The sequence below is a fragment of the Sphingomonas sp. M1-B02 genome (assembly GCF_026167525.1).
Taxonomy (GTDB): domain Bacteria; phylum Pseudomonadota; class Alphaproteobacteria; order Sphingomonadales; family Sphingomonadaceae; genus Sphingomonas.
Genome location: NZ_CP110679.1, coordinates 856935 through 876842 on the forward strand (window position 1 = coordinate 856935; position 19908 = coordinate 876842).

Below are 19908 nucleotides of genomic sequence, written 5' to 3' on the forward strand. Positions count from 1 at the left end.
TGCAATCCGGACACAGGCACGCGATTTCGCACGCGTGAGCAAGAATATCGGCACCATCTCGGGAGGCCCCTCCCCCCTTCGCGCGCGCATCGGACGCGAGGTCTCCGCCCGGCTGGAGGCGAACCCCGCGGTCAAGCGCGCCCGCACCGAAGCCGCCCAGATGTACAGCGTCGATGCGTTCATCAGCGATGCCGAGTGCGACACGCTGATCGGCCTGATCGACGCCGCTGCCCGCCCCTCCACCTTGCTCGCGATGAGCGACGACCCCGATTACCGAACCAGCCACAGCTCGGATCTGCATCGCTGGTCCGACGAGGTCCGCACGATCGACCTGCGCATCGCCAACCTGCTCGGCATCGCCGAGGAGAATGCCGAAACGCTGCAGGGCCAGCGCTACGCGGTCGATCAGCAATTTCGCGCCCACTGCGACTATTTCCACGAGCAGAGCGAATATTGGGCGAAGATGAAGGAGACCGGCGGCCAGCGCACCTGGACCGCGATGGCCTATCTCAACCAGGTGGAAGAAGGCGGCGCGACCTGGTTCCCCCGCGCCGGCATGCGTTTCAAGCCCAAGCGCGGCATGCTCGTCGTGTGGAACAACATGCTACCGGACGGCACTCCGAATTACGACACGCTGCACGAAGGCATGCGCGTGATCGAGGGGATGAAATATATCGTGACCAAGTGGTTTCGCGAGGGCGCCTGGATCAAGGACCACATCACGACCTACATCGCCGGCGGCACCGAGAAGGCGACAAGCGAGTAGGCGGGAGCGCGGGCCACAGAATCATCACAAATCAACAGCTTAATCTGTTATTGTTTCGCTATCGAAATAAAATAAATGATAGCCGTTAGTGTGACCTTGTGTGACCTTTGCCGCGCCCTGCCCCTCGACAAGCAAACTGCCACAAGCCACAGCAAACGCATGTCGCCCGTCCTGAACATCCACCGCTCGATCCTCGGCCAGCCGTGGCGCTGGCGCGGGCTCGCAGCCGATGCGCGCGATCCCGGCTTCGCACCCGACGATCTGGTGACCCAGTTGCTGCTCACCCGCGGCTGCACCCGCGAGACGCTCGAGGACCATCGCAGCCCCAGCATCCGCGCCTTCATGCCCGATCCCTCGATCTTCCGCGACATGGACAAAGCCGCCGAACGCATCGCCGACGCCGTCGAGGCGCGCGAGCAGGTCGCCATCTTCGGCGACTATGACGTCGACGGCGCCACCTCGGCGGCGCTGATGATCCTGCTGCTGCGCGATCTCGGTCTCGAGGCGCGACCCTATATCCCCGATCGGCTGATGGAAGGCTATGGCCCGTCGGGCGCGGCGCTGGTCCGGCTCAAGAACGAAGGTGCCAGCCTGATCGTCACCGTCGATTGCGGCGCGCAGGCGTTCGAGGCGCTGCAGATGGCGCACGATGCCGGCGCCGACGTGATCGTCTGCGACCATCACAAATGCGCCGCCGAGCTGCCGGTGGCCTATGCGGTGGTCAATCCCAACCGGCTCGACGAGCAAGAGGGCGCCGCGCACGGCCATCTCGCCGCGGTCGGCGTCGCCTTCCTGCTCGGCGCCGCCTTGATCCGCACGCTGCGCGCCCGCGGCTGGTTCGCCACCCGCCCCGAGCCCCGCCTGCTCGGCCTGCTCGATCTGGTAGCGCTCGGCACCGTCGCCGACGTCGCCTCGCTCAAGGGTCTCAACCGCGCCTTCGTGGCGCAGGGCCTCAAGGTCATGGCGCAGCGCCGCAACATCGGCATGAACGCGCTGATCGAGGCCTCCAGACTGACCCGCGCCCCGACCTGCACCGATCTCGGCTTCGCGCTCGGGCCCCGGATCAACGCCGGCGGCCGCGTCGGCCGCTCCGATCTCGGCGTCCGCTTGCTCACCACCCGTGATCCGCAGGAAGCCCGCGCCATCGCCGAGGAGCTCAACCTGCTCAACGACGATCGCCGCGCGATCGAAGGCGATGTCCAGCTCACCGCCGAGGCGATGTGTCAGGCACAGGGCAACCGCGCGATCACCATCGTCGCCGAGCGCGGTTGGCATGCCGGCGTGATCGGCATCGTCGCCGGCCGACTCAAGGAAAAGACCGGTCGCCCCTCGATCGTCATCGCCATCGACGAGCATGGCATCGGCAAGGGCTCGGGCCGTTCGATCCCGGGCGTCGATCTCGGCGCCGCGATCCTCGCCGCCAAGGATGCGGGCCTGCTCCACGCCGGCGGCGGCCACGCCATGGCCGCCGGGCTCACCATCGCCGAGGATCGGCTGGACGCCTTCGCCGATTTCCTCGAAGATCGACTCGCGGAACGCGTAACCGCGGCGATGGGCGAACGCGCGTTGCTGCTCGACGCCGTCGTCGCCCCCGGCGGCGTTGTCCCCACTCTCGTCACCGCGATGGAGGCCGGCGGTCCCTACGGCATGGGCTGGCCCGGCCCGCGCATCGCCGCAGGCCCGGTCAGCGTGATCAAGTGCGACGTGGTCGGCAACGGCCATGTCCGTGCGATCGTCGCCGGTGACGACGGCCGCAGCATCAAGGCGATGGCTTTCCGCCAGGCCGAAAGCGAACTCGGCGCCGCGCTCCTTTCCGCTCCCCGCCACCGCAAGCTCTGGCTCGCCGGTCGCGCCAAGATCGACGATTGGGGCGCCCGCCCCGCCGCCGAACTGCATATCGACGACGCCGCATGGGCAGAATGAGCGGACAGCGCTTGACCATCCGCCCCGCTTTGCCTAACCGGCGCTTCCACGCACGACGGCCCCTTCGTCTAGCGGTTAGGACGCGGCCCTTTCACGGCTGAAGCACGGGTTCGATTCCCGTAGGGGTCACCATCGTCTAACGGAAAATAGCAAAACCGCGCCATTTCGGACGATCTGGCAGAATCGCATTCCACATTTCGTCTTACACATTTTTCGCGGCTCTATCGGCTTGCGCGGACATGCCTTTGGACGACGATTGCGATTTCTCGCTGCCCGGAAGCTTGCGTGGAGGGATCGGCCGGTTGCGGCCTGACCGCTTCTGGGCCGGAACCGTGGAAGCGGCCATGATGCACCAGTCGCCCGACCCAGCGACACTGGGCCGGCCGCGGACGTGAAGCTTTGGTGGCGGGGGCCATGCTTTCGTCTAGCTACGGGGGTGGGACACACCAGGCCCCCTATTACCGCGAGACTGCCGCGCGGGCTGATACGCTGCGACCTTTGATCCGCTTACGATCCTACAGTCGATGGACGCCCGGCTGCCGGGGCACAGTCACTAGCGTCGCAATCTTCCGCCTCTCGCCACCGGGAGCTGTCACCTTTTCGACGCCTATGACGTCCGTGCGCCACTCCTTCTTCCCGATGGTAAACAGCTGGTAGCCCCTCTGATCGTTCAGCAGGCTCGTCTGCGGGTTTTCGGAAAGGACATTTTCCCAGCCCTTCGGAATGTCCGATCCGTCCCCACCCGTCGAGATGGAAGAGGCGACATATTCGGTGGCAACGGCCGGCCCTTCCCATTCATTCTCGCGCGCGGGAACGACGCCGGCATGGTGCTTGTGCACATCGCCGGTGGCGACGATTACATTGGTCAGCTTCTTTTCGAGGATTGTATCCACAATGCGTGCCCGCGCATCTGGATAGCCGCTCCAGGAATCGAGGTTTTCCCGGCCCTCGGCACGGCTCTCGAGGTAGCGGAACGGCATCATCATCACCTGCTGCGCAAGCAGGTTCCATCCGAAGTCCGCGCGCATCCCCCCCTTTAGCCAATTCTCTTGCGCTGCGCCGAGCATCTGCGACGGTCGGCCGTCGGAAACTGGCCGACAATCGTTCGTCTTGCGAGGCGCGCAACGCTGATCGGTCCGGTGCTGGCGCGTATCCAGCAAATGGATGCGCAGCAGTCGCCCATAGTCCAACCGGCGGTGCATGTGCAGGCCGCCATTCGCCGGAAACTGCGCTCGACGCACGGGCATATTCTCATACCACGCCTGCATCGCGGCATAGCGGCGCATCAGGAACAGTTCGGGCGGCGTCCCCTGCTCATCATACTGCGCGGCCCAATTATTGTCGATCTCATGATCATCCCAGCTGGGCAGAAAGGCGACCGCCGCGTGCGCCGCCTGCAGATCGGGGTCCATCTTATACTGCGCGTAGCGGCGGCGATAATCGTCGAGCGAATAGATCTCGTCGCCATGATGGGTGCGGAAGCAGTTGCGTTCGCCGTCGCCGGCCTTCGGGCACTGCCGTCCGGCCCAATGCTCATAGATATAGTCGCCATAATGGAAGACGGCGTCGAGATCGGGCTCCTCACTCATATGGCGATATGCGGTGAAATAGCCATTCTCATAATGCTGGCAGCCGGCAACGCCGATGCGCAGCCGATCCACCACCGCGCCAGCCGCCGGAGCCGCGCGTACGGCGCCCACCGGACTTGCGTGGTCGCCCGTCAGGAAGCGATAATGATATAGGCGCGCGGGGTGGAGTCCCTTCACCTCGACATGGACCGAGTGGCCCAGTTCGGGCCGCGCGAGAGCCTCGCCCGATTGGAGGATGCGCGCGAAACGCGCATCCTCGGCGACCTCCCAGCGCACCGGCACCGACTTCATCGGCATGCCACTTCCCGGATCGAACGGCTTGGGCGCCAGCCTCGTCCACAACACGAAGCCGTCCGGATGCGGATCGCCCGAAGCAATGCCGAGCGTGAACGGATATCCGGCGAGCGTCTGGGCGAACACCGCCCGGCTCTCGATGCCTGCAAAGAGGGCGAGCGAGCCCATACTCTTGACCAGGGTGCGGCGATCGAACTGCATGGTTGATCCTTCGTTTGGAGACTGGCTTATCGCGCCGATGCGCGGGCGGGAGCGCCAAACCTGCGGTGAAAATCGTCGAGCTCAATGTTGAACTCTTCGCGGTCGAGATATTCGCGGTCAGAGAGCTTCGCCTGCCCGTCATGCGTCTTGTACCAGGCGCCATAGTCGGGAATCTCGGACGCGAACTTGCCATAATGGGTGGAATAGGTGCGGACCTCGATGGACGGCCGATCCGCGTCCAGCCGGAACCGCAGCAGCCGCAGCCAGCCGTCGCCCACGTCGCTGCCTTCGGCGCCCCCGTCCTTGGCGGTCTGGCCGCGACCCTGATAGTCGGCCATCATCTGATAGACTTTCTTGCCGGATCGGTTGGTCTCGACACTGAAGCCCTGGCCGCCGACATGACCGCTCAGCACGAGGAAGATCTGGTCGTTTCGGCTGATGAACGCATCCCACAGCATCTGCGGGTTGTTGTCGCGCCGGTCGAGAACGCTGTTGTCGGGGTTGGAGGCCAGGTTGCGCGAACCGTTGCGGGCCAGATAATCGTGCGTCGAGACGATTGTAGGCAGACCGGGAAAGCGGCGGAGCATTGCGGTCGCCCAGGCCAGCGAGGCGTCGGGCGCATGATATTGCAACCCGATATGGAGGAAGCGGCATTTCCCCGCGGTGAAAATCTGCGCGCTGTCGGCGCCGCCCTCGTGCGAACCGACATACCAAGGCTGGCCGCTGAAAAATTGCGACTTGTCGGAAAAGGCCGACTGGAAACCCCTCAGGCCGCCGACATGGCGGAGGCCGGCTTTCTTGAGCTCCGGCCTCGGCGGGTGAGCCGGATCGGTCCATAAGGCATCAAAATCGTGATTGCCGGGGATCACCGAGAAAGGAAGCTTGCCCGCGATCAGCTGATAGGCGGCAATCGCGGCGGGGATTTCGAACGATCGCGTGTGGGCCTTTGGCGACATGGCGACTTCCGAGCCGCCATTGGCGATCCATTTGAAGCCGCGCGCGGCATGTTCGGGGTCCATCCATTCGGAATAATGCTGCCAGACATCGCCCATATGCGTGGCGAAGACGATGTCGCCGCCAGCGCTTCTCGCGTTGGCAGCAACCCACTGCATCTGTGCATAGAATTGCTCGACAGCATCGAAGGGGAATCCGGACCATTTCTGATGCCGGTAGTCGACGTAGTTCTGCGTGTCGGGAATCATCGCGACCGTGAAGTCGCCGCATTTCCCCTTTCGATATGCTTCGGCATGAGCCGTCGGTGAGAAGGCGGCGACAAGGGCGGCCGTGAGGCCAACTACGGCCCGGAGCGCAACTATTTCACGATGGGCCATCAACTCGTCTTTCGATCTTGTGTCGGGGGGGGGGGGAGATTGCGGCGGGCTGCCCGGCAATGGGGAAGCGCGCGCGGCGCTCCCCCCGCGACCGGCTACATCTTGAAGATGAGATCCAACTGGAACGAGCGATTGCGAGTCATCTCATAGCGACGCATCTCGTACGGCACGTCATAATAGCCTTGGGCGATCGGGTCCTGAAGGATGTTATTCGCCTGCAGCTTGACGATGATGTTATCGCCCAGCGCGTAGCGGAACGCGGCATCGAGCTGGCCGCGCGCTTCCAGCCAGTAGGTGGTCCAGGAATAGGCGCCGAGCGAGATCGGGCTCTTGCTCTTCCAGTTATACGCCAGCCGCACCTCGCCGTTTCCGGGAAGGCGATAGAAGAGGCTCGCATTGGCCAGCCAGTCGGCCTGATATTGCAGCGCGTCGAGATGAACCTCGGTGGTGCCTGACAGATAATCCATGTTCGCCCACATCCGCGTGACGTTGGCGGAGACACCCAGCTTGTTCTTCAGAAATCCGGGGAGCCCCGGAATCTCGCTGCTGACGATCTGGAACTCGATCCCCTTCATTTTCGACGACAGTGCGTTCATCGGCTGGGTCACCTCATAGGTGACGCCGCCGATGACAAGATCGGCACCCCGCATCGTATAGATGTCGTCCTTGATGTTCTTGACGAATCCGCTGAGCGCGATCAGCCCGCTGCCCGCGAAATAATATTCGGCGGCGAGATCGAAATTGTCCGAGCGGCGCGGTTTGAGATCGGGATTGCCGCGCGAGATGACGAGTTCGTCGTCGTCGCGGGTCTCGGCGCGGGCGATCTGCTCGAATGCGGGGCGGCCGAGCGTGCGGCTGTAGCCGGCCTTGACTCGGAAGTTGTCGCCGAGCTGCTGGGAGAGAAGAATAGAGGGAAGCAAGTGGCGATAGCCCCCATCATATTGCTGGAACGCGCCGGCATATCGACCGCCGACCGCGAGGGGCGACGACGCCTCATAATCGACATCGTCGTAGCGAAAGCCGGCGACCGCGTTGAAGGTGTCGGTAGCGTAGGTCACCGATGCATAGCCGGCGAGAATGCGCTCCTTATAGGTATAGTCGCCCGACCAGGCAGCGTTGTTGGTGGTGGCCTGGTTGATCGCCAGGTTGGGCTTCACGTTTGCCTCGAACTTGGCATAGTCGATCCAGAGCACCGGCATGTCATACATCCAGGGCAGGAAGCCATCCGGAACGAAGCCGATATCGCCCATCGCGCTGCTATTGTTGACGTAGGTAGTCTGCGCCTGGTTGCGCGTCGCTTCGACCTTGCGCGCATCGATGCCCACCGCAAAGCCGAAGCCGTTGTTGCCGCGCCCGAAATTGTTCCGGTAATCTAGCTTGCCCTCGACCGAAGTCATCTTGGCATCGACGAACAGGTCGGAGGCGGCCGACAGCCGGTAGTTCGCCGTGTTGATCAGCGGATCATAATTGTCGATCGTGATCCGGTCCGACAATTCCGACATGTCATAATTGATGAACGAACTCGGCGGACTATAGGCATAGATCGCGGTCAAATCCGTGTCGTGAAACCTGTTCATGTTCCAGCCGGCGCGAGCTTCAAGGACGGCGTTGGAATCGAATTCCTTGACGGTCTTGAAGATGAAGCCGCGCGTCTCATTCTCGAACCGGTCATAGGAATAAGAAGGCCGTGTGCGGCCAATCTTCAATCTGGCGGTTTCGGGGCCAGTGCGAACGAGACCGGTATATTGCTCGACATAGAATTGGTTGAGCGTCTGGTCCTCGAGCTGCTTATATTCGTAGCCCAGCAGCGATAGCTGCAGCCCCGGCGCAGGCTCATATTCGAGCTGCGCCGATCCACCGAAGGTGCGGGTGAAATGGGTATAATCCATCGGCCGGATGAGCGTCGGCAGCGGATGCAAGCCATCCCAGTTCGACAGGTTTGCGTTCGCCGCCGCGCCGTTTGGCTGATAGAAGACGCGGCCGTTCGGGTTGCGCTTGGTATAATCATAGGCCCGCTGGCGATAGACGCCGGAGAGCACTACGCCGAACTGCCCCTCGCCCCCGAATTTCCGCGCCCACAGGCCCTTCACGCCGCCGCCCCACGGGGTATCGCTGTAGCTTCCGCGGCTATTGTCCCCGGGCACATATTTGCCATAGCCGGTCTGCAGGCTGACAAAGGCGTCGATGTAGAAAGTGTCCTTGTCATTCAGGGCGCTGCGCGGGACGATGTTGGTCACGCCGCCGATCGCGCCGGCGTCCAGATCGGAAGTGAAGGTCTTGAAGATCTGGGTCGTGCGCGAAATCTGCGTCGGGATCAGATTGAGGTCGACGCGGCGCAACCCGTCGCCGTCGTTCGCGGACGAGAACATTGCCATGCCGTCGAATGAGGTGAAGTTCAGATCGGGCGAGATCCCACGCACCGACACATAGGCAGCTTCCTGCTCGCCATACAGCGTCTGCATCGAACTGACGCCGGGCACGCGGATCAGCGCATCGGCAAGCGTTTCGTCGGCAAGATCGCCGGTATCATCCTGAGTCAGCGTGTCGACCACACCCAGCGCCTGGCGGCGGTTGTTTACATCTTCGGCAGCACGCGCGGCACTGCCGATGACGACGATTTCTTCGTCGCCGGCGGCGCGCGCAGCGCCCGAATCCTGTGCTTGAGCGGCAGTGGCCAGCGCCAGAACGGACGTGGTCAAGAATATGCGAGCGATAGCGAAAGTCATTGTTTTCCCCAGTGTTTTGCGCGGCGGAAGGCTGCTACCTCCCGCCGGGCCGTCATTCGAATTCGATTGGTGGATCAGCCCTTCGTTGCGGGCCGCGTGTCGGGTTTCAGGTTTGCGAGCGCGGTGTGCGGTCGCTTTCCCCTTTCCTGAACGGGAAGGGTCTGGTCGCCGCTCGGTATCGCCGGCGCCGGCAGGTTGGCTGCTGCGAACCTCGCATGGTGCAGCAGGCCGCCCGTGCTCGGTAGGATCGGCGGCTTGGCTCGGGGTTCGCCGAAGCGAAAAGCGGCCGTAAGATCGCCGAAGGTCGCGCGCCGCCAATCCGAGATGTTCGGTTCTCTCACACCCGTGAAGCGCTCCAGGAACTGGAGGATCGAGGTGTGATCGAAGGGCTGGCTGCACACCCATCCCCCCGCCGTCCATGGCGAGATGATGATGCAGGGAACGCGGAAGCCGGCGCCTACAGGGACTCCGTCAACGAATTCGTCGATGGCGCCCTCGGACGGCACCGGTGGCGGTACATGATCGAACTGGCCATCATTCTCGTCATAGTTGAGAATGAAGACAGTCTTTGCCCACACGTCGGGATTGGCCGCGACCGCATCGAGCTTGCTGGCAATAAATTCCGCGCCAGCGGCCGGGCTGGAGTTGCCGGGGTGCTCGCAGCCTTCGTTGGTCGGGCAGAGCCAAGTTACCGCCGGAAGTCGGTCATGCAGCGCGTCATACTCAAACTGCCCGTCCGAGGCCGACGGCATTCCCTTTGCGCGGAGCGGTGAGTGCGGCGCCGAATCCATGAACGCGCGAAACAGGCGCAGCACGTTGAAGCCGGTGCCGTTGTCCGCATGCTGATAGACCTTCCAACTTACGCCCGCTTCCTCGAGCCGTTCTGCGTAAGTCTTCCAAGTCAGTCCCTCAGCAGGCGACTTCTGGGTCGTTTGAGGGAGGCCATGGCGTCCATCTGCGTCGATCGTGCCGGTGAGGTAGTAAAACCGGTTTGGCCGCGTCGAACCCAGCACCGAGCAGTGATAGGAATCGCAGATCGTGAAAGCTTCGGCCAACGCCCGATGGAAGGGGATATCCTCGCGGTTGAAATATCCCATCGTGTACGGGCCGTTTGCGCCATCAGCCTTGCGATGCGCGGGCAGCCACTGGTCCATCCGCCCACCGTTCCATGCGTCATGCTGTACCTCCCAGGAATGGCGGGTCGAGGGAATCCGTTGGGCACTTGTCGAGAATGTGTCGAGGTGGAAGGGAAGCAGATACCCCTTCGGGTTCACCGCGTCCGGCTGATGAAACACGCTCCTGCCACTGGCCAACGTCATTGCATCTGGATCGCCAAATCCCCGTACGCCGCGCATGGTGCCGAAATAATGGTCGAACGATCGGTTTTCCTGCATCAACATCACGACATGCTTGATGTCCCTCAGCGACCCTGCGCGGCGGGGCGACTGAGCAAGCAGCTTCTGCACGTTCGCCGGCATCAGCGACGATGCGGCCGCAAAGGACGCCACCTGGGACGACCCTTTCAACAATCGGCGGCGGGTGAACATGCCGTCGTCTGATACTTTCGTCACTGTGGCCCCCATGCTTAGCAGACGTGCATCTGCGTCCGGATTCACTGCCCCGGAATGCTCGATATTCAGTCCGATTCGGATGAATAGTGGCCGGATAACCGTGGTTTATGACGAGCGGGTTGCGTCTGTGTTGCACCGCAGCAGTTCCCGCCGCTCGGAGCGAATTTCAAACGCGGCGTGGTCAGGAAAGTGGTCATAGCGCGAGGCAGGCGGCCGGGAAGTCGACACCCGGACCACGGGTTGCGCTAACAGCAGACCCGCTACGCCACGGTGAGATTCGCCCAACCTTTCACGACCTGTGCTCGTAGCGACTAGGCCTTGCGGCACCGCACCGTCGCTACGGCATCAGGACCGGCCCATCAGCATGGTCACCGGCCGCTGAATAATCGGAGAGGCGCGGGGAGCAGTTTGACCGTCGGGCACTCAGCATTCTCGCTGCGACCATGCAGGCCCCACCTAGGGCATATGCCGCCGCCAGCCCGATCAGCGCCGGCGCCTGGCCCATCCCGGCGGCTACCGACTGACCGACCAGCGTTACCGATCCGACGGCAAGCATGTTGCCGACAAAGGCAGCAATGCCGGCGATCGTTCCCGTACGCGCACGATGCCGATTGTCGCTGATCTGCGAGAAGATCAGGACGGAGATCACCTGATGTCCGAAGATCGCAAGCGCGAAGGCGGCGACGCTCACGACCGCCACCGGCGCGGTCGCGAGAAGTAGCAGGCCTGCCACCGCCAGGCTGCACACCGCGATCGAAAGCTGCGCCCGGAGCGAAGGGCCGCTGCGCCAGTGCGGTAGGACAAAGGCACCGATCAGGCTTCCGAGCGCGGCCCAGATATAGATGCCTGTCACGCTGCCTGCCCATCCCGTCACGCTATCGCTCCCGCTCTGATGCAGAAAGACAGGAAGCCAGTAGAGAAACACCCACCAGAGCTGATCGGTCAGTCCCTTGGCGGCGATCAGCAGCCACGTGGCGGGCCTGCGGAGCACAGCATCGTCATGCCGCGCGATACCCGGCTCCGGCATGACCGGCGCTGGATCGGCGGGGGCGACCCGAAGCCACCAGAGGACCCACAGCAGCCCCAGCCCACCCATGGCGAGCGCCGCCCACCGCCAGCCGAACGACCAGGCGAGCAGCGGGACCACCACCGGGCCGATCATCGCGCCAAGGCTTGGCGCCATGTTAAAAAGTCCGAGTGCGAACGCCCGCCGTCGCGCGGGGGCGAGCCTGCCCAGCATCTTCAGTGCCGCCGGCGTACCGATCGCTTCGGCACCGGTGAGCGAGACGCGGACGATCAGCATGGACTGCATGCCGGACGCCATCGCCTGCGCCGCGGTCAGCGCGCTCCAGGCTGCGACGCCCCATGCCAGGCAATGGCGTGCCGACACCTTGTCGGCGATCCAGCCCATCAAGGGCAAGCACAGTGCGGCGGATATCTGCGACGCCGCAGTGATCCGACTATAGGTGCCGCCGGGCCAGCCGAACTCTTGATCGAGCAGCGGTTTGATCAAGCCCAGCATCTGGCGATCGATGTTGTTGAGCATGATTGCCGCGACGATCGCCGCGATTACGCTAGCACCCGCGACGGGACCTCCAACGCGCCCTAGCCCCCTGCCCGCCCGCGGCGACGGCGCGCGCTTCGCTTCATCGCCAACATGGTCCATGTGCGCCCCATAGGCTTGCAAACTAGCGCCGTCACCGTCCGCGGGCGTTGTTCATCGACGCCGTTTTCCGCTAGCAACGATGCCGCGCTCGGCGGCATGGCGCTAAACGGGAAAGAGCATGAAGATGGCGACCAAGCCGATCGACGAATTGGATGGCGTAAGTCAGTTCGCCCAGACGCTGACTCGCAACCTGGTGGATACGGTTGGCGCAGCGATCGTTCGCGGCGAATATGAAGGGCAGCCTTTCCCGACCGAGGCGGAACTGAGCAAGACGCACGGCATCAGCCGCTCGGTGACGCGCGAAGCCATCAAGATGGTCACCGCCAAGGGGTTACTGATCGCGCGCCCGAAAGTCGGGACCTTCGTCCAGCCAGAGGAAAGCTGGAACCTGTTCGACGTCGATGTCCTGCGCTGGCTGATGGAACAGAAATTGTCCAACGCCTTGCTACGCGAGTTCAACGAATTGCGCATGACGGTCGAGCCCCACGCCGCGGCCCTGGCAGCGCGCCGCGCTACCCCTGCGCAGGTTACGGCGATCGGGTTGGGCCTCACCCACATGCGCGAAGCCGCCGAGGGAAATGGCAATCCGCTGAGCGCGGACATCGATTTCCACGTCGCGGTGCTCCGCGCGTCCGGCAATCCGTTTCTGTCCCAATTCCGGGAAATCGTGACGATCGCTTTGCGAACCTCGATCCGAGTGACCAATCAGCAGGCGGGTGGCAAGGCGTGCATCGGCGACCATGAAGCGGTCTACATGGCCATCGCTGCCGGGAAGCCTGAACTGGCCAGAGAAGCCATGGCCAAGCTGATCGGCGACGTGCTCGATTTCATCAACCGCTCGCCGGCCCGAGACTGAATATCGTCAGATAAGCCTTGGCGTCAGCGGCGAGACGCTTGCGATGCCTTTACCGATACAGGCTTGGGCTGCGCATCGAGAAATGCGTCGAGCTGCGCCTTCATTTGCGGTGCTTCGCTGGCGATATTGCGGGTCTCGAGCGGATCCTCGACCATGTCGTACAACTCATAGGCGCGTTCGCCGGTCTGCTCCCGGGTCCAGCGGACCAGACGGTATCGCTCGGTGCGGATCGCCTGGCCGATGCGGCCGCCTGGCCGGCCATAAGCGTGATAGGCATATCCGCGCACGCGCTTGGCCGGATCCTGCAGCACGGGCGTTAGATCGATACCGTCAATGGGCTGCGGTCCAGTCGGCTTCGACAGTCCCGCCAGCCTGGCAAGGGTCGGATAGATATCTACCGTCTCGGCCGGCTGTGCCGTCGTCTTGCCGACGCTGACGCCCGGTCCGGCAAACAACAGCGGCAGGTGCGTAGCCTGTTCGTAATTGGTGTGCTTGGTCCACATTGCGTGGTCGCCAAGATGATAGCCATGATCGCCCCACAGGACGACGATCGTATTCTTCGCAAGCCCCGAACGGTCGAGCTCGTCGAGCAGCTTGCCGATCTGCGCGTCGACATAGCTTACCCCGGCATAATAGCCGTGGATCAGCGTGCGCTTCAGCGCCTCGGGATAGTCCGCCTCGCGCACCTTGTCGTCGATTGGGGCGTAGGCGTTGATCTCGCCGCCTACCTTGCCGGCGAAGGACGGCGCTCCCTCGGGCATTCGCTCGAAGCTCGGCATCGGCAGCTTGGCGCGGTCATATTTGTCCCAGTATTTTTTGGGCACCGAGAAAGGCAGATGCGGCCGCGCGAAGCCGACCGCGAGGAAGAAGGGCTGGCCGCTTGCCTTCAGCTCGTCCATCCGCGCCACCGCCTTTGCAGCGACGCGGCCATCGGCATAGGCTTCGTCGGGCACGTGGGGCGATTCCCATGCGACGCCGCGCTTGAGCGTGCGGGCATATTCCCAAACGTCGCCGCTGGGTATTTCGAACTCGTTGAACAGCGCCGCCTCGCGCGTTTTTCCCGCTGCCTTGCCCTCGGGCGAGACATATTCGATCACATGATCCTTATAGGGCGGCGCCGACCAGCTTTGCGGATCCCCCACGGTATTGTGACCGATGTGAAACGTCTTGCCCAGGCTCTCGGCACGATATCCGTTCGCCATGAAATATTGCGGTAGGGTCACGGCATTCGGCAAATACTCGCGCAGGTTCTGGCCGAAATCATAGATGCCGGTGGAGGTGGATCGCGCCCCCGTCATCAGGTTCATCCGGCTTGGTGCGCACACTGCCTGATTGGCATAAGCCAGGTTGAACTGCGTGCCGCGCGCTGCCAGCCGATCGATGTTGGGGGTCACCGCGATCGAATCGCCATAGGCATGGATCGCGGGCTTCAGATCATCGACCAGGATCAGCAATATGTTCGGCCGCGACGCCTGCGTCCGGGCAGGCGGCGCAAGAGCCCGCGGCGCTATGCCCCCCGCCGTCGTGCAGGCGGAGGACAGCAACAGCGAGGTCAGCGCGCAGACCGCGCCGACCGCCCTGCTTTTGCGCTGCATGTTCATGGTCTCACTCCTCAGAACAGGCCACGGAACCCGAGTACGAAGCGACGATCCGCCGCGCGATACTGGCCGATCGGCCCGTCGGCAAAGATCGCCCGTTCGATGCTGGGCGCATTGGTCAGGTTGATCCCCGAGAGCGTGACCGCAAATTTCGGGTTCACGTCATAGGAGATGCTGGCATTCACCTGGGCACGATCGTCCTGATACCAGGGCAGATTGTTGCTGAGATCGGTCGCTTCTGTGCGCAGGAACGGATCTCGGCTAGTGTAGCGGACGCGCGCGCTGATCCCGTATTTTTCATAGAACAACGTGATGTTGTAATTGTTTCTGGAAAGGTCGCGCAGCGGCAGCTCGAACTGCACCGGAGCGCCGCCGCCGGACACGATCCCCGGCACCGTGAAGGTCGCGTCCCGGTCTCCTTCCTGGAAGGTATAATTGGCGATGATGCCGAACCCGTCGAGGAAGCCGGGCAGATAGGTGAAGCTGTGCTGGAAGGCGACCTCAACGCCTTTGAGCGTTGCGCTGCCGGCATTCTGCGGCTGGTTCGTGCCGACGCAGACGCCTCGATTGCCGGTCAGATCGACCGCCACGGGATTGAAGATGCCCGTCGCGCAATTGTTCGGATCGAAGCGGCTGCCCGCCGGATTGATCAGCGTCGGTGCGATCGAGACCGTCGTCACCAGATCCTGATACTTCTTGTAGAAGCCGCCGACCGAGAAGAGGCTGTTTCGATCGAAATACCATTCCACCGCCGCATCGAACTGATCGACGGTCTGGGGACGCAGATCGGGATTGCCGGTGCCGACATAGACGTCGCCGACCAAGGGAAAGTTCACCGAGGGCGAGAGCTGGGCAAAATCGGGCCTGCGCATCGAGCGGCCATAGGAGGCGCGAAGCGCGACATCGCGCATCGGCTCCAGCGTCAGCATCGCGCTGGGCAGCCAGAAGCGATAGCGGCCCTCCTGCGTCACGGCGCTCACCACGCCGCTGCTGATCGCGTTGCCGATCGTCGTCTGGTCGGTCTGCACATAGCGAACGCCGGCATTGCCGCGCAGCCCCATGCCGCCGATCTCGGTCTCGATATTGACCCGGGCATAAGCGGCGAGCGAGCGCTCCTCGACGCGGAAGGCTGCCGCCGCGTCGAGCGGCGCTTCGGGCAACAGCCTGAACGCCGCACGCGTCTCAGCCGGGTTGAGCGTCACCGACGCGGGTGCGACGAAGCCGCCGAAATATTGACGCCCCGTATCCGCGAACACGTCATCGGGCGCGAGCGAGAATAGATTGGGCCGCGCCGCCGCGGTGAAGCCTGGGAACGTCGCCGACGCCTGGGTGTAACGATCGCGCACGGAGTCGGTCTGGTTCAGTCGAATGCCGGCCTGGATCGACTGGATCGGGCCCAGCCCCGCCTTCCATTCGAGATCGAGCCGCTGCGCGTTCTCGGTGTTGCGAAACTTGGTCTCGTTATCGCGCGCGATGAACGCCTGATAATAAGCCGGATTGGCGATGTTGGCGGAAAGCGGGCTCGAACGGTCGGGCGCGAAGAAGAGCTCGTCGTCGGTCAGGTCGAAGAAGACCGGCGGACTGATTTTGCCGCGCTCGTTGCCGAAATTGGGGCTGGCGGGATCGCTATATTGCGCGACGATCTCGAGTCCGGCTTCGCGGCTGGTCGAGCCCGCGCGGCTCACTTCGAACTTCGCGACCAGGTCGCCCATCGACCATTCGCCACCACCGGCGGCCAGATAGGTCTCCGTGAAGCGCGCCGGGCTGTTATTCCGCGGGCGCAATCGCGTGTCGGCGATCAGTCCGCTCATCATCTGGCGATAGGTGAAGCCACTCGACGTGCGTTGCTGGATGTCGGCCTGCGCGAGATAGGGAAGCTCGGAAATGTCGTTCGGCTGGTGGAAGAAGACGCCATATTCGCTGCCCGTCACCGACTGGTCGATATAGGTACCGTCGACGAACAGCTTCAGGTTCGGCGTCGGCTGCCATTCGGCCGATCCGGTCAGCGATTTATTCTCGCGCTCGCGCACGGTCATGAACTGCTGCGCATAATTGGGGCGCAGATAGGGGTCCGGGGTTCCATCGCCGGTAAGATCGACATTGGTGCGCGCGGCATAGCGAACGTTAAGCGCATCTTCGCGGACGGTCTGGTTGCTATAGCCGCCTGAGAGCACCACCCCGATCTCGCCAATCCCAGTGTCGAAACTCTTGCCGAATACGGCCGAGATGCGCGGATTGAAGCTGTTGGAATATTCGGCATATTCCATCTCGGCGCGGATTGAGGCGATCGGGGCCTTCAGGCCCAGACCGCGATAGGTGCGCAGGTCGACAATGCCGCCCACCGATCCTTCGAGCTGGTCTGCGGTCGCCACCTTGGTGACGACCACCGAGGCGATCAGCTCTGCGGGCACGTCGCCAAAACTCACGCCGCCACGCGCGTCGCCCGCCGGTGTCGTTGCGCGACCGTTGATCAATACCAGATTCTGCGAGGAGCCACGGATCGAGACGTTGCTGCCAACCCCCTGCGCGCGATCGACCTGGATGCCGGAAATGTTCTCGAGGACGTCGGCAAGGTTCTGATCGGGCAGCTTGCCGACGTCTTCGGCGTTGATGACATCGACAATGTTGGTGGAACTGCGCTTTTCGTTGAGCGCCGCCGCAAGGCTGCCGCGAATACCGGTGACGACAATATCGTCCGCTGTGCCATCGAGACCTGCCTGATCCTGCGGCACATCGAGCTGGGCGGGGTCCGAAGCAGAAACTTGCGCAAATGCCGCCGCTGGGAGAAGTAGTGCGAGGCTGGCCGTTCCACACAACGCCAAAGCCCGAAACCCAACCGTGGTGCCGAAAGTCCCCATATTCCCTCTCCAGATCGTGACAATGCGCCGCGGCCGGCGTCTTGGCGAAACCGCCATTCGCCGCCTCTCTACATCGATACAGCCCTTGTCAACTGTAGTATGATAAATAGGCTTTGCCGCGGCCCGGCCTAGGAGCCATGAGCTAGGCGACCCTGCTAGCAACCCTTGGAAACCTGCCATTCGCCAGCACAGCAACGCTCCGCGCGAACCATATCTTGTATGATAACCAACTGTCTGTCTCCGAGCCCGCTTGCGATTAAATCAATTTGTCTTATAGATAGGACAAGCCGCAACGAGATCGGTCGGACACGCTGGGGAGGATATATGGCCAGGTATTTGCTGCATTCGTTGTTCTTGATATCGGCTGCCATTCCGGCCGGAGCGATTGCGCAACCCGGCCCTACCGCCCCGCAAAACGACAGGGTCTATACGAGTGACCTGATCACGCGCTGGGGCAAACGCGTTACCGCCGAAAATGCCTGGCGGAGCTATCCGCGACCCCAGTTGAAGCGCGATCAATGGATCAACCTCAACGGCAAATGGGATTATGCCATCCGCCCGAAAGCCGCGGGGCGGCCCGAAGCGATGGACGGCCAGATCCTGGTGCCCTTCGCCGTCGAATCCAAGCTGTCCGGCGTCGCGCGCAAGGTCTCTCCCGACGACCGCCTCTGGTACCGCCGCAGCTTCGAGGTCCCCGCCGCCTGGAACGGCCAGCGCGTGATGCTGAACTTCGGTGCGGTCGATTTCGAAGCGCATGTGATGGTCAACGGCGCGATGGTAGGTTCGCATCGCGGTGGATCGGACACGTTCGCTTTCGACGTCACCGAATATCTGAAACCCGGACAGAATGAGCTGGTGGTACAGGTCACCGATCCCACATCGGACGGCGCGCAACCGCGGGGCAAGCAGACGCTAAAGCCCAACAGCATCTGGTACACACCGGTGAGCGGCATCTGGCAGACCGTCTGGCTCGAACCCGTGCCCGATCTGCACATTATCGACGCCAAGATCACCCCGAACATCGACGCGGGCACGCTTGCCGTCGACGTGGCGCTCAATCGCAGCGCGAGCGACGAGGATGCCGTGCGCATCACGGCCTCCTCGGCCGGCCGCAAGATCTCGAGCGTGGTGGTGCGCGGCAATCGACCCGCTTCGCTGTCGGTGCCCAATGCGCGGCTCTGGTCGCCCGACGATCCCTTCCTTTACGACCTGAAGATCGAGCTCGTGAAGGTGCGCAACCCGATGCCCACCATGCCCGACAAGAGCCCGCACCGCACGCGCGGCGACATGATGCTCAACGGACGGGAAGCGCAGCTCTACACCAGCGCCCAGGTCCAGGGCCGTGCCCGCGATACCGTCGACAGCTATTTCGCCATGCGCAAGAGTTCGATCGGCCCCGGCACCGTGACGGGTCAGCCCCCTTTGCTGCTCAACAACAAGCCGGTTTTCCAGAACGGCACGCTCGATCAGGGCTGGTGGCCCGACGGTTTGCTGACCCCGCCGTCCGAAGAGGCGATCCGCTTCGAAATCGACTTCCTCAAGAAAGCCGGCTTCAACATGTTGCGCAAGCATATCAAGGTCGAGCCGGCCCAATATTATTATGAGGCCGACCGGATGGGCATCCTGATCTGGCAGGACATGCCGTCGGGCGAGGAGGATGAAAGCCTCGACCAGTTCATTCGCCCGAAATCGACCTCCGAGGCAGTGATGCCGCAATCGGTGACCGACGAATTCGAATATGAGCTGCTGCGCATGATCAGCGACTTGCGCAACCATCCTTCGATCGTCAGCTGGGTGGTAAACAACGAAGGGTGGGGCCAATATGCGTCCACCCGCCTCGGCAAGATGGTGAAGGACCTGGACCCGAGCCGCGTCGTCAACAAGGTCAGCGGCTGGCTCGATACGGGAGACGCCGGATCGGACGTATTCGACATCCACACCTACGAAGATGTCCCCAACGCCCCCATCTATCAGCCCCACCGTGCGATCGTGCTCGGCGAGTTCGGCGGCATCGGCCTACCGGTCGAGGGTCATCTATGGTTCTCGGACAAACGTAATTGGGGCTATCAGGCCGCAAAGGACAAAGCGGACTATGCCGCACGCTATAAGCGCAAATATGACGAAGTGATCCGCCAGGCGCGCGACCTGGGCCTCAGCGCTGCGGTCTACACCCAGACCAGCGACGTTGAGGGCGAAATAAACGGCCTGCTCACCTATGATCGCGAGGTTAGCAAGATCCCGATCGAAGACTATAACAGGATGCACGCGCCGCTTTTTTCGAAGAAGTAGTAGCAACTGCAGGGAGCTTTGCCCAACCGGTACGAAAGAGCGACGGCTTGTATCCGTCGATAACGTATCGCGGGCAGACCGGGCGAATGACCGAGATCGGGGCAAATCAGCCCTTCCAGGTCGTCATGGTAGCTACAATCAATTGTAAGTGAGGAGCTACAAGGATCCGGTGCTCGGCTCGCGGACTGCGGTCATGTGGCCCGCAAGCCGGGGCGCGCCAGCGCCGAGCAGGACGCCTGC

The 19908-nt window shown here is 62.9% G+C and carries 11 protein-coding genes and 1 tRNA gene; 5 read left to right on the plus strand and 7 right to left on the minus strand.

The annotated features are described in order from the left end of the window. The first annotated feature begins 34 nt into the window (after positions 1-34). The 3 genes from OKW87_RS04200 to OKW87_RS04210 all read left to right on the plus strand — a co-directional run bounded on the left by OKW87_RS04200 (position 35) and on the right by OKW87_RS04210 (position 2821). On the plus strand, positions 35-766 hold the full coding sequence (locus tag OKW87_RS04200; RefSeq protein ID WP_265542550.1) for a prolyl hydroxylase family protein: 732 nt from the start codon (positions 35-37) through the stop codon (positions 764-766). Positions 767-925: 159 nt separating this feature from the next. Continuing rightward, on the plus strand, positions 926-2689 hold the full coding sequence (gene recJ, locus OKW87_RS04205) for a single-stranded-DNA-specific exonuclease RecJ (RefSeq protein ID WP_265542552.1): 1764 nt from the start codon (positions 926-928) through the stop codon (positions 2687-2689). A 57-nt stretch (positions 2690-2746) separates the two neighbouring features. Then, positions 2747-2821 (plus strand) — tRNA-Glu (locus OKW87_RS04210). A gap of 383 nt (positions 2822-3204) precedes the next feature. On the opposite strand, the gene OKW87_RS04215 is transcribed toward OKW87_RS04210, so the two are convergent. The 5 genes from OKW87_RS04215 to OKW87_RS04235 form a co-directional block, all read right to left on the minus strand. Continuing rightward, positions 3205-4773: an alkaline phosphatase D family protein gene (locus OKW87_RS04215; RefSeq protein WP_265542555.1), complete on the minus strand. Its 1569-nt coding sequence runs from the start codon at positions 4771-4773 to the stop codon at positions 3205-3207. Between the two features lie 26 nt (positions 4774-4799). Then, positions 4800-5975, minus strand: a complete 1176-nt coding sequence (locus tag OKW87_RS04220) for a serine/threonine protein phosphatase (RefSeq protein WP_265542557.1) — start codon at positions 5973-5975, stop codon at positions 4800-4802. 224 nt (positions 5976-6199) lie between these two features. Continuing rightward, complete coding sequence (locus tag OKW87_RS04225; protein WP_265542559.1) at positions 6200-8803, minus strand: TonB-dependent receptor; 2604 nt, start codon at positions 8801-8803, stop codon at positions 6200-6202. Positions 8804-8904: 101 nt separating this feature from the next. Next, positions 8905-10377 carry an alkaline phosphatase family protein gene (locus tag OKW87_RS04230; RefSeq protein ID WP_265542560.1) on the minus strand — a complete coding sequence of 491 codons (1473 nt, stop codon included), beginning with the start codon at positions 10375-10377 and terminating at the stop codon, positions 8905-8907. Between the two features lie 361 nt (positions 10378-10738). Beyond that, a complete protein-coding gene (locus OKW87_RS04235) occupies positions 10739-11947 on the minus strand; it encodes an MFS transporter (RefSeq protein ID WP_265542562.1) in 1209 nt (402 codons plus the stop codon). 238 nt (positions 11948-12185) lie between these two features. On the opposite strand from OKW87_RS04235, the gene OKW87_RS04240 reads away from it, so the two are divergent. Continuing rightward, complete coding sequence (locus OKW87_RS04240) at positions 12186-12923, plus strand: FadR/GntR family transcriptional regulator (RefSeq protein ID WP_322740331.1); 738 nt, start codon at positions 12186-12188, stop codon at positions 12921-12923. A 23-nt stretch (positions 12924-12946) separates the two neighbouring features. Here the strand turns inward: OKW87_RS04240 and OKW87_RS04245 are convergent, their stop codons facing one another. Then, positions 12947-14524, minus strand: coding sequence for a sulfatase (locus OKW87_RS04245; protein ID WP_265542563.1), 1578 nt, complete (start codon positions 14522-14524; stop codon positions 12947-12949). An 11-nt stretch (positions 14525-14535) separates the two neighbouring features. After that, complete coding sequence (locus OKW87_RS04250; protein ID WP_265542564.1) at positions 14536-17379, minus strand: TonB-dependent receptor; 2844 nt, start codon at positions 17377-17379, stop codon at positions 14536-14538. 504 nt (positions 17380-17883) lie between these two features. On the opposite strand from OKW87_RS04250, the gene OKW87_RS04255 reads away from it, so the two are divergent. Continuing rightward, positions 17884-19668, plus strand: coding sequence for a glycoside hydrolase family 2 protein (locus OKW87_RS04255; protein WP_265542566.1), 1785 nt, complete (start codon positions 17884-17886; stop codon positions 19666-19668). Positions 19669-19908: the final 240 nt, after the last annotated feature.

Excerpts from the sequence above, each read along its gene's own strand:
- OKW87_RS04240 (WP_322740331.1), top strand. The coding sequence starts at position 12,186 with ATGAAGATGGCGACCAAGCCGATCGACGAATTGGATGGCGTAAGTCAG.
- OKW87_RS04215 (WP_265542555.1), bottom strand. The coding sequence starts at position 4,773 with ATGCAGTTCGATCGCCGCACCCTGGTCAAGAGTATGGGCTCGCTCGCC.
- OKW87_RS04230 (WP_265542560.1), bottom strand. The coding sequence starts at position 10,377 with ATGTTCACCCGCCGCCGATTGTTGAAAGGGTCGTCCCAGGTGGCGTCC.
- recJ (WP_265542552.1), top strand. The coding sequence starts at position 926 with ATGTCGCCCGTCCTGAACATCCACCGCTCGATCCTCGGCCAGCCGTGG.
- OKW87_RS04235 (WP_265542562.1), bottom strand. The coding sequence starts at position 11,947 with ATGCTCAACAACATCGATCGCCAGATGCTGGGCTTGATCAAACCGCTG.
- OKW87_RS04250 (WP_265542564.1), bottom strand. The coding sequence starts at position 17,379 with ATGGGGACTTTCGGCACCACGGTTGGGTTTCGGGCTTTGGCGTTGTGT.
- OKW87_RS04245 (WP_265542563.1), bottom strand. The coding sequence starts at position 14,524 with ATGAACATGCAGCGCAAAAGCAGGGCGGTCGGCGCGGTCTGCGCGCTG.
- OKW87_RS04220 (WP_265542557.1), bottom strand. The coding sequence starts at position 5,975 with ATGATTCCCGACACGCAGAACTACGTCGACTACCGGCATCAGAAATGG.